Source organism: Streptomyces sp. NPDC001744 (assembly GCF_042892575.1).
Lineage (GTDB): Bacteria > Actinomycetota > Actinomycetes > Streptomycetales > Streptomycetaceae > Streptomyces.
In genome coordinates, this window is sequence record NZ_JBIAUG010000008.1 from 209,360 (window position 1) to 225,612 (window position 16,253).

The following is a 16,253-nucleotide window of genomic DNA, read 5'->3' on the forward strand; positions in this document are numbered from 1 at the left end:
CCACCATGAACACCGGTCCCGAGACGAGGAACAGCGCGGCGGCGACCTCCGCCCCCACGAGCGCGAACAGCGCGGTGGCGACGCCCGCCACCGCCATCGTCAACATCGCCAGCCTGGTCACGAACGATCCCTCCCTCGGATGGGGGTCCCCCCGCTCGAGCAAGTCCGAGAGCGGGGGAGGAGGTCCTCTGGGCCTGATCCGGGACGCGGCCGTCGTCATCGAGGGCGACCGGGTCGTCTGGATCGGTGAAACCAGCAAAGCACCCGCCACTGACAACCGGGTCGACGCCGGCGGCCGGGCCGTGCTCCCCGGTTTCGTCGACTCCCACTCGCACCTCGTCTTCGCGGGCGACCGCACGGCCGAGTTCAACGCCCGCATGTCGGGGCAGCCGTACGGGGCGGGCGGCATCCGCACGACGGTCGCGGCGACGCGCGCGGCGTCCGACGCCGACCTGGAGCGCAACCTGACGCGCCACCTCCACGAGGCCCTGCGCCAGGGCACGACCACCTTCGAGACCAAGTCCGGCTACGGTCTGACGGTCGAGGACGAGGTCCGGGCGCTGCGCATCGCCGCCGCGCACACCGACGAGGTCACCTACCTCGGCGCGCACGTCGTCCCCCCGGAGCACGCCGACGACCCGGCGGCGTACGTGGAGCTGGTCACCGGCCCGATGCTGGACGCCTGCGCCCCGTACGCCCGCTGGGTGGACGTCTTCTGCGAGGAGGGCGCCTTCGACGGCGACCAGGCCCGCGCGATCCTCACCGCCGGAAGGGCGAAGGGCCTCCACCCCCGCATCCACGCCAACCAGCTCACGTACGGCCCCGGCGTGCGGCTGGCGGTGGAGCTGGACGCGGCGAGCGCGGACCACTGCACCCACCTGACGGACGCGGACGTGGACGCCCTGGCCTCGGGCAACACGGTCGCCACCCTCCTCCCGGGGGCGGAGTTCTCCACCCGCGCCGCGTGGCCGGACGCCCGCCGCCTCCTGGACGCGGGCGTCACGGTGGCCCTCTCCACGGACTGCAACCCGGGCTCCTCCTACACCTCCTCCGTCCCCTTCTGCGTCGCCCTGGCGGTCCGGGACATGGGCATGACCCCCGACGAGGCGGTGTGGTCGGCCACGGCGGGCGGCGCGGCGGCCCTCCGCCGCACGGACATCGGGCGCCTGGTCCCCGGCGCCCGCGCGGACCTGACGCTCCTGGACGCCCCCTCCCACGTCCACCTGGCCTACCGGCCGGGGGTGCCGCTGGTGGCGGGGGTGTGGCGGAGGGGCGAGCGGGTGGTCTGAGGGAAGGAGCCCCGCCGGTCGGCGGGGCTCCTCTCAGGCGCGGTGGCCGAGCACGTTGACGACCCGGCCGTCGGGGTCCCGCACGAAGAAGCGCCGGACGCCCCACTCCTCGTCCGTCAGCGGGTGCACGACCTCCGCGCCCGCCGCCCGCACCGCCGCGTACACCGCGTCCACGTCCTCCACCTCCACGCTCAGATCGGGGGAGACGGGAGCGGTCGGGTCCGTGCCCATCAGGCTGACCTGGGCGGCGGGGACGGCCGGCGAGGCGAGGGTCGCGATCCAGCCGTGGTCCATGACCTGCTCGAAGCCGAGGAGTCCGTAGAACTCCCGGTTCTCGCCGGGGGACCCGGTCCGCAGGTTGGGGACGACGCGACGCACGCTCATCGGGGGCTCCTCGGCACGGGAACGTTCGGCGGAACTCGTGGACCACCTGGACCTCCCCCACGATATGCGCGTGGAACTCCTCCGGCTCCTCGGCCGGGACCCACGGTTCGGGGATCGTCCGCCCGTCCCTCCCGGGGCCGGTCACGGAAAGACCGGGTATCCCTGTCTCCGGGCGTTGCGGACCGGTACCGTCCTGTCCTGGCAGTACTCAGGGGGTTGGACCGGGGGGTCGGCAGGGTGAGTGCCTTTCGTGTGCGGATCGCGCGGCCGGGGGAGCTGGGCGCGCGCGAGATCGAGGCGTGGCGGGCGCTACGGGCCGGGTCCGGCGCGCCCGGGAACCCCTTCATGGAACCGGAGTTCGCCCTCGCCGTCGCCCGGGTGCGGCCCCGTTCCCGCGTCGCCGTCTGGTGGGAGGGGGACGAACCGGTCGGCTTCTTCCCCTACGAGAAGGGCCCGTTGGGGCGGGGACGCGCCCTCGGGTACGGCGTCTCCGACAGCCAGGGGGCCGTCCTCCGGCCCGGCCTGCGGCCCGACGCCCGCGCCCTGCTGCGCCACTGCGGCCTCGCCTCCTGGGAGTTCGACAACCTGGAGGCCGGCCAGCCGGTCTTCGCGCCCGCCGCCGCCGACTCCTTCGCCTCCCCCGTGATCGACGTCCGCGAGGGGTACGCCGCCTACGAGGCGCTGTTGCGCGTCCGGTCGCCCACGTTCCTCCGGACCACCCTCGCCAAGGAGCGGCGGCTCGCCCGCCGGGCCGACGGCGGGACGCGGTTCGTGTTCGACGAACGCGACCCGGCGGCCCTGCGCACCCTCATGGAGTGGAAGTCCGCCCAGTACCGCAGGACCGGCCGCCGCGACCGCTTCGCCCAGGAGTGGATCACCACCCTCGTCCGCCGCCTCCACGAGCGGCGCACGCCCGGCTGCTCCGGCGTCCTCTCCGTCCTGTACGCGGGGGAACGGCCGGTCGCCGCGCACTTCGGGCTGCGGTCCGCGACCGTGCTGTCCTGCTGGTTCCCGTCGTACGACCCCGAGTTCGCGAAGTACTCGCCCGGCCTCGTCCTGCACCTGCGGATGGCCGAGGCGGCGGCGGAGGCCGGGATCGGGACGCTCGACCTGGGGCGCGGCGACGCCGAGTACAAGGACGCCCTGAAGACGGGGGAGCTGACGGTGTACGAGGGGGCCGTCTTCGTCCCCGGCGCGCGGGCCGCCCTGCACTGGCTGGGGCGCGAACCCGCCCGGCGCGTCCACGGCTTCGTCCGCGGCCGGCCCGCCCTCGCGGCCCGCGCGCGCGCCGCGCTCAACGGGGCCGCCCGGCTGCGGGGCGGACGGTGACCGCGCCCGGAGGACCCGCCTCCCCGCCGGACGGCCCCGCTCCGCACGCCCCCGGTCCGGCGCGCTCCCGCGTCCCCGGGGCGCCGCGCCCCCGCCCGTACGCCTCCGGCCCGCCCCGCCCCCGTCCGTCCGGCCCTCGCCCGCGCGTCCTCCGGGAGCCTCCCCGTTGAACCGTTCCGTCCCCCGTCCCCTCTCCGTCGCCGAGATCGACCTCGCCGCACCCGAAGGGCCCGTCCTGTCGTTCCGGCCCGCACCCGGCGGGCCGCCGGTCGTGCCCGGGGACGTCTACGCGCTCGTACGGCTCCGGGGGCGGCCCGCCGCCACCGTCGTCGGGACCGTCGCGGACGGCGAGGACCCCGCCGGCGTGCTGGCCGCCCTCGCCCGCGAACGGCTCGCCCGGCGGGTCCCCCTCTCCGACGCCGAACGGCTCGCCGGGACGGAGGCCAGGAGGGGGCCGGGGGCCGGAGCGGGGCCGGAGGCCGGAGCGGGACCGGGGGCCGGTACGGGCGAAGGGCCCGTCCCGCCCCGCGCCTCCGTCGTCGTCGCCACCCGCGAGCGCCCCGCGCGGCTCGCCCGCGCCCTCGACTCGCTCCTCGCCCAGGACCACCCCGGCTTCGAACTGGTCGTCGTCGACAACGCGCCCCGGACCGCGGCCACGTACGACCTCGTGACCCGGGAGTACGCCGGCCGCGTCCGGTACGTCCGCGAGGACGTCCCCGGGCTCGCCGCCGCCCACAACACCGGCCTCGCCGCCTCCCGGAGCGGGATCGTCGCCTTCACCGACGACGACGTGATCGCCGACCCGCGCTGGCTGACCGCGCTCACCGGCCCCTTCGCCGCCGACCCCGGCCTCGGCTGCGTCACCGGCCTGATCCTGCCCGCCCGGCTCGCCACCCCCGCCCAGGTCCTCCTCGAATCGCACGGCGGGTTCGCCAAGGGCTTCGCCCCGCGCCTGTACGACCCGGCCCGGCCGCCCGCCGACGAGCCGCTGTTCCCGTTCGCCGCCGGCGGCTTCGGCTCCGGCGCCAACATGGCCTTCCGCGCCGAGGCCCTGCGCCGCGCCGGGGGCTTCGACCCCGCCACCGGCACCGGGACCGCCGCGAGGGGCGGCGACGACCTGTACGCCTTTGTCGCCGTCCTCTCCGCCGGCTTCCGCCTCCGCTACACCGCCGAGGCCCTCGTCTGGCACCACCACCGCGACACCTGGCAGGACCTGCGGAACCAGGCGTACGGCTACGGCGCGGGCCTCACCGCGTACCTCACCGCGACCCTGGTCCACCGGCCCCGCCTGCTGCCCGCGCTCCTCGCCCGCCTCCCGCGCGGCCTCGCGCACGCCCGTGCCGTGACCGCCCGGCGGGGAGAGGCCGGGGGCGGCGTCCCCGGCGAGCACGGCACCCACCACCCCTGGCCCCGAAGCCTCTCCCGACTGGAGCGACGCGGCATGCTCTACGGCCCGATCGGATACGCCACGGCCCGGCTGCGGAAGGCGGGACCGCGATGACGCGCGCCACCGGCGGCCTCCGCGCCCTCCTGCCCGGCGGTCCCCCCGTCCCCGTCCACGCCCGGATACCCGTCCTCCTCTACCACGCCGTCATGGAGGACCCGCCGGACTGGATCGCCGAATTCACCGTCTCCCCGGCGGAGTTCGCCTCCCATCTCGACGCGGTCGTCGCCTGCGGCCGTACCGCCGTCACCGCCGGCGCCCTCGCCCGCCACCTCGCCCACGGCGCCCCGCTGCCGCCCCGGCCCGTCGTCCTCACCTTCGACGACGGCTTCGCCGACCTCGCCGGGCCCACGGCCGAGGCGCTCGCCGCGCGCGGCCTGCCCGCCACCGCCTACCTGACCACGGGCGCCCTCGTCCCGGGCCGTCCCTGCCTGCTGCCGCCCGCGCCGATGATGACCCTCGACCGGGCGCCGCGCCTGGAGGAGTACGGGATGGAGGTCGGCGGCCACACCGTCACCCACCCGCAGCTCGACACCCTCGCGCCGGGCGCCCTGCGGCGCGAACTGCGCGACTCGAAGGCGGAGCTGGAGGACGTCCTCGGGCACGAGGTGGCGCACCTCGCCTATCCGCACGGCTACAACAGCCCGGCCGTCCGGCGGGCCGCCGCGGCGGCCGGGTACGCCTCGGCGGTCGCCGTGCGGCACGCGCTGAGCTCCGGGAGCGACGAGGTCTACCGCGTCGCCCGGCTCATCGTGCGCCGCACCCACACCACCGCCGACGTGGAGCGGTGGATGGAGGGGCGGGGCGCGAGGACCGCTCCGTACCCGGACTCGCCGGCCACGATCGGCTGGCGCGTGTACCGCCGGGGCCGGGCCCTGGTGAAGGGACCCGAGTTCGCCGGCTGAGCCACGGGGCCGGCGGGGACCAGCGATTCCCTTGCCGATCAAGGGTGTCGAATGCGTGTACGTAACCGAAGTGGGTTCCTCTGCTTCACCGAGGGGACCGTGAGGAGAGAGCCGCCGTGCAGCACCATGTGCCATCAACACCGGTGACCGGGAGCGACGGTATGCCGTCGCGGCCTTCCGCGCGGGGCCGGGAGGCCACGGAGCGCGGAACCGGGGAACAGGGCGGCGGAGCCCCCCCGGACCACCGCCGCCGGGCCGGCGCCCTCACCGCGCTCCGTTCCCCCGCCGCCCTCAACCCGGCGCTCCTCGTCCTCGCCGCCGCGCTCTGGTGGTGGGCGCTGCCCCGCATCGACTTCCGGAACATCGAGGAGTTCGGCCTCCTCGACCGCTTCCCTCTCGCCTTCTACGCCGCCCTCGCCGTCCTGACCTGCGGATTCGTCATCACTCTGCGGCGTGCCGGCACCGCGCCCCTGTGGCCCGCCACCTACGGCGCGGCGATGCTCGTCGCCCTCAAGGCGCCGCCCGCGATCCTCTACGACACCGTCCGCTACGCCTGGGCGTCCAAGCACGACGCGATCATCAGCAGGCTCCTCGCCGAGGGCACCGTCCCTTCCGGGCGTGAGCCCTCCGGCGGCATGGCGGCCTACGACCAGTGGCCCGGCTTCTTCTCCCTCGACGCGGCCCTCGTCCGTGCCTTCGGCGTCGATGCCGCCGCCTCGTTCATCAACTGGGCCCCGGTCGTGCTCGGTCTGCTCACCATGCCCGTCCTCGTCCTCGTCTACCGCACCTTCAGCGACGACTGGCGGCTCGTGTGGACCGGCGTGTGGATCTTCCAGTTGGCGAACTGGGTCGGCCAGGACTACCTCTCGCCGCAGGGCTTCTCCTACCTGCTGTACCTCGCCGTCCTCGCCGTCGTCGTCCGGCACTTCGTCCTGCCCGGTTCCGCCGGCGTGCTCCGCGACCGCTCCGCCCTGGACCCGGCCGCCGCGTCCGTGCCGCCGCCCACGACCACCCGGCAGCGGGCGGTCGCCGTCCTCTTCCTCGTCCCGGTCGTCGCCGCCATCAACGTCTCGCATCAGCTCACCCCCGTGATGCTGTGCGCGAGCCTCTTCGCCCTCTGCCTCACCCGCCGCTACCGCAACCTCGGGCTCCTCGCCACCACCGGCCTGATCATGCTGGTCTGGGACCTGACCATGGGCCGGGAACTCTTCCTCGACACCCTCGGCACCCTGCGGGAGAAGGCCGGCGACCTCCTCGGCAACTCCCGCCCCGGGTTCGCCGGCGACCCCACGGGCCCCGGCTCGGAGCTGGTCGGCAGCGCCAACGTCCTGATGGTCCTCGTCCTCGCCGGGCTCGCCGGCACGGCCGTACTGCTCCGCCGCGCACTGGTCCGCAGCGCCCTGCCGCTGCTGCTCGCCACCGCGGCGCCCCTCCCGATGTTCGCCGTCAACGACTACGGCGGCGAAATGGTCTTCCGCGTCTACCTCTTCGGCCTGCCCGGCGCGGCCTTCTTCGCCGCCGCCGCGCTCGTCCCCGCCGCCGGTGCCGCGAGCCGCGCCGCCGTGCTCGCCCGCCGCACGGCCGCCGTCGCGCTGCCCGTCACCCTCGTCGCCATGCTCGCCGGCTTCCTTCCCTCGTACTACGGCAAGGAAGGCATGCACTACGCGCCGCCCGGCGAGGTCGCGCTCACCCGCCGTGCCTTCGACCGGGCGCCCGAGGGAGCGCTGATCCTCGCCGCGACCGGCGCCTTCACCGACTCGTACTACCGGTACGACCGCTACGAACGCTGGTTCTTCACCGAGCAGGAGGTCGACGAGAACCTCCGCATGCTGAAGGACCCGGCCGGCTACCTCGCCGGCGGCATCCCCGGGGGCCGCCCGGCCTACGTGATCCTCACCCCCACCCAGGGGAAGGCCGTCCTTGGCGAGGGCTACCTCCCGGAGGGCGGTTACGACATCCTCCGGAAGGCGCTCAAGAGTTCCCCGCTGTTCGGGGTCGTGGAGGAGAGCCGGTACGGGCTCGTCCTCCGCTACCGCCCCACGACCGGCGGCTGAACACCCCTCCGGGCACGACCCGTCGCAGACCACACGCACGAGGAGCGGATACGCCATGAGCCACCCACGTCCGACCCCGGGCCTCCAGCGCAGAGCCGCCCTCGCGGCTTCCGGCTGGATCGCCCTCGCCGCGACCGCGTTCCCCGGCGGCTCCCCGCTGCGCTGGATACCCGTCCTCGCCTTCGTCGTCCTCGCGCCGGGCCTCGCGCTGATGCTCCCGCAACCCCTCGGGCTGCGGCCCGGAGCCCGTCTGGAGGCACTGGCCCTCGCCGCGCCCGTCAGCCTCTCCGTGGCCACCCTCACCGCGACCACCCTGTTCCTGACGAAGTCCTTCTCCCCGACGCTCTTCCTCGTCGTCCTCGCCCTCTTCGTGAGCGTCACCGCCGCTCTGCCCGGCGTTCCGCTGCCGGCCGCCACGCGCGGCGCCGTCGAACGGGACGGGGCCGGGGCCGGCGGCGCGCGGGGGTTTCCCCGGCCCCGTCGCCGAAGGGCCGGCGGGGGACGGTGAACGGGCGTCCTTCCGGGGCGGCCCGCGCCGCCGTCAGCCCGCTGCCCCCCGGAAGGCGCACGCCGCCATCGTGCACCCGGCCAGGCCGAGGAAGAGCGGGAGCGGGACGGAGGCGAAGGCGTGCTGTCCCGCCCAGCCCGCCCAGACCAGCACCCACACCGTTCCGGCCGTGACCCGCGCGCCCGCCCCGGAGACCCGCAGCAGCACGGCCGCGAGCAGCAGGCACAGCGCCTGGAGCGCGACCGGGGCGACGGCCCGCGCCGTTCCCTCGCCCAGGAGCACGGCGCCGGGACCCCGCGCGTCGGCCGGACGCAGGCCGAGCAGGGGCGGGGCGGTGTGCAGGGCGAGGAAGGTGGCGAGCAGGACCGCCGAGGCGAAGGCCGGCCGGAAGGCGCGCAGGCCCACGGCGACGCCCTGGAGGACGACGAACAGCAGCCCGGCGGCGAGCGTGACGGGCGGCAGCGCGGCGAGCAGCCCGGTGCCGGAGAGTTCCTCGACCTCCAGCTCGCGGGAGCGGGCGAGCGGGTACCAGAAGAGCCCGGCCGCCAGGCCGAGCAGCGGCCACGGCCAGGCCGTCCACCACTCCGGGCCCTCCGTCCCCGCCCTCGCCCCCGTTCCCGTGGCCGGGGCCGTCCGTGGCGTCCGTGGCGTCCGGGTCTCCGCCGCACGGTCCGGGGGCCCGGGGACGGGGCCGGGGCCGGGACCGGGGTCGAGGACGGGAATGCCGAACGCGGGCGTCACCGCGTCGTGCGCCCCGCGCAGATAGGCGCTCTCGCGCGCCCAGCGCGTGCCGTACCCGTCTCCGTGGCCGCCCCCGTACCCGTCCCCGGCCTTCGTCCGGGCCGCCGTCCGGGGCGGCCGGGCCGGCGCGCGGTCCTTCAGGACGGCCCGCAGCCCCGGCACGCACACCGCCGCCATCAGCGTCATCGAGCCGAGCACGGCGTATCCGGCGCCGTCGATGCCGTACGGGCCGAGGAGGAGGGTCGCGCTGCCGAGGACCAGGACGCACATCGAGCCCTGGATCACGGCGAGCATGCCCGTGCGTCCCTGGACGCGCAGCACGCCGATGTACAGCTCGACGGCGACCCGGGGCAGCGCCCCCGCGGCGAGCAGCCGCAGCACCGTGGAGCCGTTGTCGGCGTAGCCCCGGCCGAAGGGGGTGAGGATCAGGGGGGCGAGGAGGACGAGGACGAGGACGACCGGGACGAGCAGCAGCGTCATGCGGCGCAGGGCGCCCCCGACCCCTTCGGCGAGGGAGTCCGGGCTGTGCGAGGCGTGCGCGGTGAGCGAGGAGGCCATGTTGATGGCCATGAACTCCATCGTGCCGCCGACCGTGTAGGCCGTGTAGAAGAAGGCGTTGTGGGCGGCGTCGAAGCGGACGGCGACCATCATCGGCAGCAGGCTGATCATGACGAGGCTGAAGAACGCCCCCACGGCGTCCCCGGCCACGAAGCGGCCGATCTCGCGCGGGCTCGGCGGTTCGCGGTCCCGGTCGGCGCGGGCCTGCCGGGGGATGAGCCGGCGGAAGATGAGCCAGCCGAGCGGCACCACGGAGAGCGCGATCGCCGCCGCCCAGGAGACGAAGACGCCGAGCACCGGCACGGCGGAGGCCAGGAGGACGAGCAGGACCAGCTTGCCGAGCGAGAAGGCCGCGTTGCCGACGGGCACCCAGATCGCGCGCCTGAGCCCGGTGAGCACGCCGTCCTGGAGGGAGAGCAGCGCCCAGCCGATGGAGGAGGCGGTGAAGAAGACCCCGGCGGAGACGGTGCCGAGCGGGGCGTACGAGGGGCCCCACCAGTCCAGGGTGAGCAGGAAGAGCGCGCAGGCGAGGCCGACGACGACGGTGCTGGTCAGGTAGAGGCGCAGCACCAGCGGCCCGGTGGCCCGGCCGGCCCGGGGGACGTACCGGACGACCGCGCCGGCCAGGGTGGTCGCCGCGATCGAGGCGAGCATCCGCTGCGCGGCGATGGCGGCGGAGCCCTGGCCGACGGCCTCCTCGGAGTAGTGGCGGGCCGCGACCAGCCAGAAGCCGAGGCCGAGGGCGGCGGAGACGCCGGTGGAGAGCATCAGGGCGTACGCGTTGCGGAACAGGGAGCTCTCGCCGGAGCCGGGGTCCCCGTCGTCCTTCGCCGCGCGGGCGTCCGCCGGGGCCCCGCCGTCCGCGTCCCGTCCCGCCCCGCGCAGCCGTACGGACCCGGTCACCGGGCGCCGCCGAGGGCGGCCGACGGGTGGACGGGCCGCAGGCCGGCGGCCCGCAGGGCGGCGAGGGCGTCGTCGGCGCGGCGCGGGTCCACCGGCAGGGCGTGCCGGGCGAACCACGCGGCCCGTTCGGGCGCGGGGGAGGGGTCGGTGAACGGTTCGCCCGCGTAGGCGTCGAGCGGCGGGTCGTAGAGGTAGCCGGTGGTGATCCGGCGCCGGGCGAGGGCGGCGGCGGCCGCGTCCCGGTCCTCGACGAGCAGGGGCACCCGGAAGAGGGGCTGGGCCTCCGCGTCGGCGGCGCGGCCGTACTCGCTGGCCAGGAGGCGGGCGGTGCCCGCCCGGTGGGCGTCGAGGACGGCGTCGAGCCCGGCGAGCCTGCGGGCGGTGCGGCGGAGCCTGCCGGGGCCCGGCCGGAGCCGGTAGTCGTGCAGGTCGACGCGGACCCAGGAGTGGAAGGGATCGAGCGCGGGCGCGGCGGGAAGGGCCCGCGCGAGCGCGTCGGCGCGGAGCGGCATCCGGATCTCCTCCCGCTCCTCCAGGCCGCACGCCCGCAGCGTCGCGCGCGCGGCCCCGGTCAGGCGCAGTCCGCGCACGGCGGCCTCCGCGTACGGCCGCACCAGGTGGGCGAGTTCGGCGGTGGTGCGGGTCGGGTGCAGCAACGCGTCGCGGGCGGCGGCCAGTTCGTCGCGCAGGTCCGGGTCGGCGAGGGTCAGGAAGCCGCCCGTCCCGGCGCGGGCGTGCTTGGAGAGGCTGAAGACGGACGCCTCGCCGTACGTGCCGACCGGGCGCCCGCCGACGGTGGAGCCGATCGCGTGGGCCGCGTCCTCGATCAGCGGGACGCCGAGCAGGTCGCACCGCTCGCGCAGCTCCGGCGCCGGGTCGGGGTTCCCGTACAGGTTGGTCGTGAGGACGGCGGACAGGCCGCGCCAGACGGACTCGGGCACGGCCGGGACGTCGAGGGAGCCGTTCCCCGGGTCGAGCGGGGCCTGGACCGGGCGGAGGCCGGCGGCGAGGACGACGAAGAAGATCACGTCGTCGTTGACCGGCGACATCAGCACCCGTCCGCCGGGCTCGCACCAGTGGCGCAGCGCCAGGTAGAGACCGAAGCGGCACGACGGCACGTAGAGGCACTCCCTGCCGCCGAGTCTGCCGCGCATGCGTTCTTCCAGGTCCGCGTACGCAGAAACCATGTGATTCCCCCCTGAGACCCCGGCTCAATGTGGCCCAGCCCGGACGGCGCGTCAACAAGGCCCCGGTCACGGGCCGGATCGCGCGCCCCGGTCACGCGGAAGGGCCCGCCCAGGGTCGTCAGACCGTGAACGGGCCCTTCCGGAAGCCATTTTGGCGCCCCGGGCGGGGGAGTGGGGCTCATTCCTCCAGAGTGAGGCCCTGGCGCAGCCGGGCGAGGGTGCGGGTGAGCAGCCGGGAGACGTGCATCTGCGAGATGCCCAGCTCCTCGCCGATCTCCGACTGGGTCATGCCCGAGACGAAGCGGAGGGAGAGGATGCGCCGCTCGCGGGCGGGCAGCGAGGCGATCATCGGCTTGAGGGAGGCGATGTACTCGATGCCGGCCAGGCCGTTGTCCTCGTAGCCGAGCCGGTCCGCGAGCGCGGCCTCGCCACCGCCGCCGTCCTCCTCGGACGGCTGGGCGTCGAGCGAGCTGGCGGTGTACGCGTTGCTCGCGGTCATGCCCTCGACGACCTCCTCCGGCGGGATGCCCAGCTCCTCGGCGAGCTCGGCGACCGTGGGGGAGCGGTCGAGGCGCTGGGACAGCGCGTCCGTGGCCCGCGCCAGGTCGAGGCGGAGCTCCTGGAGCCTGCGCGGGACGTGCACGGACCAGGAGGTGTCCCGGAAGAAGCGCTTGATCTCGCCGATGATCGTCGGCATCGCGAAGGTGGGGAACTCGACGCCCCGGGAGAGCTCGAAGCGGTCGATCGCCTTGATGAGCCCGATGGTGCCGACCTGGACGATGTCCTCCATCGGCTCGCTGCGGGTGCCGAACCGGGCGGCGGCGAAGCGGACCAGGGCGAGGTTCAGCTCGACGAGGGTGTTGCGGACGTACGCGTGCGCGTGGGTGCCCTCCTCGAGCTCCGCGAGCCGGGCGAAGAGCTGCTTCGACAGGGCGCGCGCGTCGACCGCCCCGATGCGGTCGAGGGGCCGGTCGAGCAGGTGCTCGGCGAGGCCGTCGGGAAGAAGGGCGGTGTGGTCGGGGGACAGTGCGGTCGACGGCGCGCCGGGGGTGCGCAGTGCGCCGAGGCGGGGTGACATGGGTCTCCTTCGGGTACTTCTCGCAGCGGTTTGCGGCGCCTCCAAGCCGGCCGTGTCGGGTGTCTTCTCCACACCTACCTGCTCGACGGGGGACGTTGCAAGTGTCAATAATCCCGTTTGCCCCGCTATGAGATGGGCCGCATGTGCATCGGAGGCCACCCCGCTTGTAGTGTTCGACGGACGTCAGTCGGCATCCGCGAGAGCGAGAAGAGGCACGGCCATGGACCGCGAAAACATCGGCGGCGCACTGCCCGCGCGGTTGCGGGTCGAAGTGCGGGCCGTGGGAGAGAGCGAACTCCTCACCCCGGTGGGCGAACTCGACCACCACACCGCCGAACTCCTGCGCGCCCCCTTGGACGGGGCGCTGGACGCGGGCCGCTCACGGCTCGTCGTCGACTGCTCGGGCCTGGAGTTCTGCGACTCCACCGGACTCAACGTGCTGCTCGGCGCCCGGCTGCGGGCGGACGCCGTCGGCGGCGAGGTCCACCTGGTGGGGATGCGGCCCGCGGTGGCCCGGGTGTTCCACATCACGGGCGCGGACACCGTCTTCACGGTGCACGACACCCTGGAGACGGCGCTCCCGGAATGAGGTCCGGCCGTGCGCCGTACCGCCCCGCGGAGCCCGGTCCGGCGCGCCCCTCCACCCCCGGCTCCGCCCGCGCCCCCCGTACTTCCTGCCCCTGCCCCGTCGATCGGTGAGGTGAAGCGCTGATGGACCCAGCTTCCGACGTCCGTACGCTCGCCCTCGGCGGGACCAGCGGAACGGTGCCGCTCGCCCGTGACTTCACGCGCACGGCGCTCCAGGAGTGGGGCTGGCTGCCCGCCGCCACCGCGGACCGGAGGGCCGCCGCCGAGGACGTCCTCCTGGTCGTCTCGGAGCTCGTCACCAACGCCTGCCTGCACGCCGAGGGGCCCGAGCAGCTGCGCGTCCTGCGCCTGCCCGAGGTGCTCCGCCTCGAAGTCACCGACCTGGGCGCCGGACAGCCCGCCCCGCGCACCCCGCACCGGGCCGGCCGGCCGGGCGGGCACGGCATGTTCATCGTGCAGCGGCTCTGCCGGGACTGGGGCATCGACCGCACGCCGGGCACCCCCGGCAAGACGGTCTGGGCCGAACTGACGGCCCCGGCCCAGGACGCCTGAGGAACCCCCGGGTCCCCGGCCGGTCGGCCGGACACGACCACACGACGGAGGCCGCCGCACCGATCAGGTGCGGCGGCCTCCGTCGTGTGCGGCGGGTGACGTCAGTGGACGTCGCCCATGAGGGTCTGGACCTTCCTGCGGTACATCCAGATCGCGAATCCGGCGACGACGGCCATCGCCGCCTCCATCGCGATGATCCCGGTGCCGTTGAGGTCGGCGCCCGCGATCGACAGCAGTCCGGTGGTGCAGTCGCCGGCGGTGACGGCGAGGAACCACACGCCCATCATCTGGGAGGCGTACTTCTGCGGCGCCATCTTCGTGGTGACGGAGAGGCCGACCGGGGAGAGGCACAGCTCGCCGATGGTCTGGATCATGTAGATCGAGACGAGCCACATCGGGGAGACCTTGGTGCCGTCGCCCGCCATGTTCATCGGGACGATGAAGACGAAGAAGGACGCGCCGACCAGGACGAGGCCCATCGCGAACTTCACGATGGTGTTCGGCTCCTGGTTCTTGCGGGCCAGCCACAGCCACAGCCAGGCGAAGACCGGGGCCAGCGCCATGACGAACAGCGGGTTCAGCGACTGGTACCAGGTGGCGGGGAAGCCGAGGCCGAAGATGGTGTCGGCGGTCTTGTCGTCGGCGAACAGCGACAGCGTCGAGCCGCCCTGGTCGTAGATCATCCAGAAGATGGCCGCGGCGACGAAGAACCAGATGTAGCCGGTCACCCGGGACTGCTCGCCGGCGCTCAGGTCCTTGTCGCGCTTGATGCGCGCCAGGACGGCGACCGGGATGATCAGGCCCGCGAGGGTGATCGGGACCATCGCCCAGTTCAGGGTGTACATGCCGAGGGCGACCACGGCGCCGTAGAACACGGCGGCCACGGCGACGACGGCGGCGGCCTTGGTGAGGACGGCCTTGCGCTCCTCGGCGGACAGCGGGTTCGGGACCTCGCTGCTCTTCGGGTTCAGCGTCCTGCCGAAGGAGAGGAAGACGGCCAGGCCGAGACCCATGCCGACGGCGGCGAGGGCGAAGCCCAGGTGCCAGTTGACCTTCTCGCCGACGGTGCCGATGACCAGCGGGGCGAAGAAGGCGCCCAGGTTGATGCCGACGTAGAAGAGCGTGAAGCCGCCGTCGCGACGCGGGTCGTCCGCGTCCTTGTAGAGGTGGCCGACCATCGTCGAGATGTTGGCCTTCAGCAGGCCGGAGCCGACCGCGACGAGCGCGAGGCCGACGAAGAACATCGCCTGGCCGGGCAAGGCCAGCGAGAGGTGGCCGAGCATGATCACGGAGGCCGCGATCGTGACCGTCTTCCGGGCGCCCCAGACGCGGTCGCCGAACCAGCCGCCGGGCATGGCCATGAGGTAGACCATCGAGACGTAGACGGAGTAGATGGCCGTCGCCGTCGCCGCGGTCATCGCGAGGCCGCCGCCCTGGCTGCCCGTGGCGGCGTCCACGCCGCCGGAGACCAGGTACAGGACCAGGAGGGCCCTCATGCCGTAGTAGGAGAAGCGCTCCCACATCTCGGTCATGAAGAGGGTGGCCAGGCCCCGGGGGTGGCCGAGGAACGTCTTCTCGTAGCCGGGAGCACCGGTGGAAGACGTCGTCAGGCTGGACGCCATGTCGATCCTTGCTCTGTCGGGACGCTCGCCTTGTGAGCGGGGTGCGCCCGGTGGGGGAGGCCGGCACCGGCGGAGTCGTGGGACCCCGCCGGGATCCACGCCCCGGGGGGCGCGTCGTCGCGCCCCGGGACCCGGCCCACAGGTCGTTCGCCGTCGTCGAGACCGGCGGGCCGGCCTCACGCAGAAAGAGGACCCGGCCCGCCAACCCGGCCAAAGGTCCCCGTATACCGCTACAGACGTCTCGCCACCATACGACACGACAGTGCCGGATATGGAAGGACTTGAGAGATGGATCACAGGCAGAAGTGCAACCGTACGTGGTCTTTCGAAGGTCTCGCGCGAGATGCCCACAAGATCCCCAGGGCCCCTCCGGGCCGTACGGATCGCCCCCCGGCCCGGCCCCGGCGCGGACTACCATCACCCCATGACCCGTGTACTGCTCGCCGAGGACGACGCATCCATCTCGGAGCCGCTGGCCCGCGCCCTGCGGAGAGAGGGGTACGAGGTCGAGGTCCGCGAGGACGGTCCGGCCGCCCTCGGGGCCGGACTCCAGGGCGGTGTGGACCTGGTCGTGCTCGACCTCGGGCTGCCGGGCATGGACGGCCTGGAGGTCGCCCGGCGGCTGCGCGCCGAGGGGCACACGGTCCCCATCCTGGTCCTCACCGCGCGCGCCGACGAGGTGGACACCGTCGTCGGGCTCGACGCGGGCGCCGACGACTACGTCACCAAGCCCTTCCGGCTCGCCGAGCTCCTGGCCCGGGTCCGGGCCCTGCTGCGGCGCGGCGCCACCGAGCCGGCCCCCGTCCCCTCCACCCACGGCGTGCGGATCGACGTCGAGTCCCACCGGGCCTGGATGGGCGAGGAGGAGCTCCAGCTCACCGCCAAGGAGTTCGACCTGCTCCGGGTCCTGGTCCGGGACGCCGGCCGGGTCGTCACCCGCGACCAGCTCATGCGCGAGGTCTGGGACACCACCTGGTGGTCCTCCACCAAGACCCTCGACATGCACATCTCGTGGCTGCGCAAGAAGCTCGGCGACGACGCGGCGAACCCGCGCTACATCGCCACCGTGCGCGGCGTCGGCTTCCGCTTCGAGAAGAGCTGAGGGAGAGAA

The 16,253-nt window shown here is 74.6% G+C and carries 14 protein-coding genes; 9 read left to right on the forward strand and 5 right to left on the reverse strand.

What is annotated here, in order from left to right:
- Positions 1-5 precede the first annotated feature (5 nt).
- Positions 6-1,289: an imidazolonepropionase gene (gene hutI / locus ACFYZY_RS12850; protein ID WP_388692793.1), complete on the forward strand. Its 1,284-nt coding sequence runs from the start codon at positions 6-8 to the stop codon at positions 1,287-1,289.
- A 33-nt stretch (positions 1,290-1,322) separates the two neighbouring features.
- On the opposite strand, the gene ACFYZY_RS12855 is transcribed toward hutI, so the two are convergent.
- Positions 1,323-1,673, reverse strand: a complete 351-nt coding sequence (locus tag ACFYZY_RS12855; protein ID WP_388692795.1) for a VOC family protein — start codon at positions 1,671-1,673, stop codon at positions 1,323-1,325.
- Positions 1,674-1,910: 237 nt separating this feature from the next.
- Here ACFYZY_RS12855 and ACFYZY_RS12860 point away from each other — a divergent pair, with 237 nt between their 5' ends.
- The 5 genes from ACFYZY_RS12860 (at position 1,911) to ACFYZY_RS12880 (ending at position 7,913) form a co-directional block, all read left to right on the forward strand.
- Positions 1,911-3,002, forward strand: a complete 1,092-nt coding sequence (locus ACFYZY_RS12860) for a GNAT family N-acetyltransferase (protein WP_388692797.1) — start codon at positions 1,911-1,913, stop codon at positions 3,000-3,002.
- A 166-nt stretch (positions 3,003-3,168) separates the two neighbouring features.
- Positions 3,169-4,503: a glycosyltransferase gene (locus ACFYZY_RS12865; protein WP_388692799.1), complete on the forward strand. Its 1,335-nt coding sequence runs from the start codon at positions 3,169-3,171 to the stop codon at positions 4,501-4,503.
- A 92-nt stretch (positions 4,504-4,595) separates the two neighbouring features.
- Positions 4,596-5,351: a polysaccharide deacetylase family protein gene (locus tag ACFYZY_RS12870; RefSeq protein WP_388692890.1), complete on the forward strand. Its 756-nt coding sequence runs from the start codon at positions 4,596-4,598 to the stop codon at positions 5,349-5,351.
- A gap of 161 nt (positions 5,352-5,512) precedes the next feature.
- Positions 5,513-7,405: a hypothetical protein gene (locus ACFYZY_RS12875; RefSeq protein ID WP_388692801.1), complete on the forward strand. Its 1,893-nt coding sequence runs from the start codon at positions 5,513-5,515 to the stop codon at positions 7,403-7,405.
- A 55-nt stretch (positions 7,406-7,460) separates the two neighbouring features.
- Entirely contained in the window at positions 7,461-7,913 is a 453-nt protein-coding gene (locus tag ACFYZY_RS12880; protein WP_388692803.1) for a hypothetical protein, read from the forward strand.
- Between the two features lie 33 nt (positions 7,914-7,946).
- Here ACFYZY_RS12880 and ACFYZY_RS12885 read toward each other — a convergent pair whose 3' ends face one another.
- The 3 genes from ACFYZY_RS12885 to ACFYZY_RS12895 all read right to left on the reverse strand — a co-directional run bounded on the left by ACFYZY_RS12885 (position 7,947) and on the right by ACFYZY_RS12895 (position 12,380).
- Entirely contained in the window at positions 7,947-10,115 is a 2,169-nt protein-coding gene (locus tag ACFYZY_RS12885; protein ID WP_388692805.1) for a lipopolysaccharide biosynthesis protein, read from the reverse strand.
- Positions 10,112-11,302 (reverse strand): DegT/DnrJ/EryC1/StrS family aminotransferase, encoded by a 1,191-nt coding sequence (locus tag ACFYZY_RS12890; protein ID WP_388692806.1) that lies wholly within the window; start codon positions 11,300-11,302, stop codon positions 10,112-10,114. The genes ACFYZY_RS12885 and ACFYZY_RS12890 overlap by 4 nt, the downstream gene beginning before the upstream one ends.
- 178 nt (positions 11,303-11,480) lie before the next feature.
- The gene (locus ACFYZY_RS12895) at positions 11,481-12,380 is read right to left on the reverse strand and encodes an RNA polymerase sigma factor SigF (protein ID WP_388692808.1); all 900 of its coding nucleotides are present in this window, start codon (positions 12,378-12,380) and stop codon (positions 11,481-11,483) included.
- A gap of 220 nt (positions 12,381-12,600) precedes the next feature.
- On the opposite strand from ACFYZY_RS12895, the gene ACFYZY_RS12900 reads away from it, so the two are divergent.
- Positions 12,601-12,969, forward strand: coding sequence for an STAS domain-containing protein (locus ACFYZY_RS12900; RefSeq protein ID WP_388692810.1), 369 nt, complete (start codon positions 12,601-12,603; stop codon positions 12,967-12,969).
- A gap of 122 nt (positions 12,970-13,091) precedes the next feature.
- A complete protein-coding gene (locus ACFYZY_RS12905; protein WP_388692811.1) occupies positions 13,092-13,520 on the forward strand; it encodes an ATP-binding protein in 429 nt (142 codons plus the stop codon).
- Between the two features lie 101 nt (positions 13,521-13,621).
- Here ACFYZY_RS12905 and ACFYZY_RS12910 read toward each other — a convergent pair whose 3' ends face one another.
- On the reverse strand, positions 13,622-15,142 hold the full coding sequence (locus ACFYZY_RS12910) for a peptide MFS transporter (protein WP_388692813.1): 1,521 nt from the start codon (positions 15,140-15,142) through the stop codon (positions 13,622-13,624).
- 424 nt (positions 15,143-15,566) lie between these two features.
- Here ACFYZY_RS12910 and ACFYZY_RS12915 point away from each other — a divergent pair, with 424 nt between their 5' ends.
- Entirely contained in the window at positions 15,567-16,244 is a 678-nt protein-coding gene (locus tag ACFYZY_RS12915; protein ID WP_388692815.1) for a response regulator transcription factor, read from the forward strand.
- Positions 16,245-16,253 lie beyond the last annotated feature (9 nt).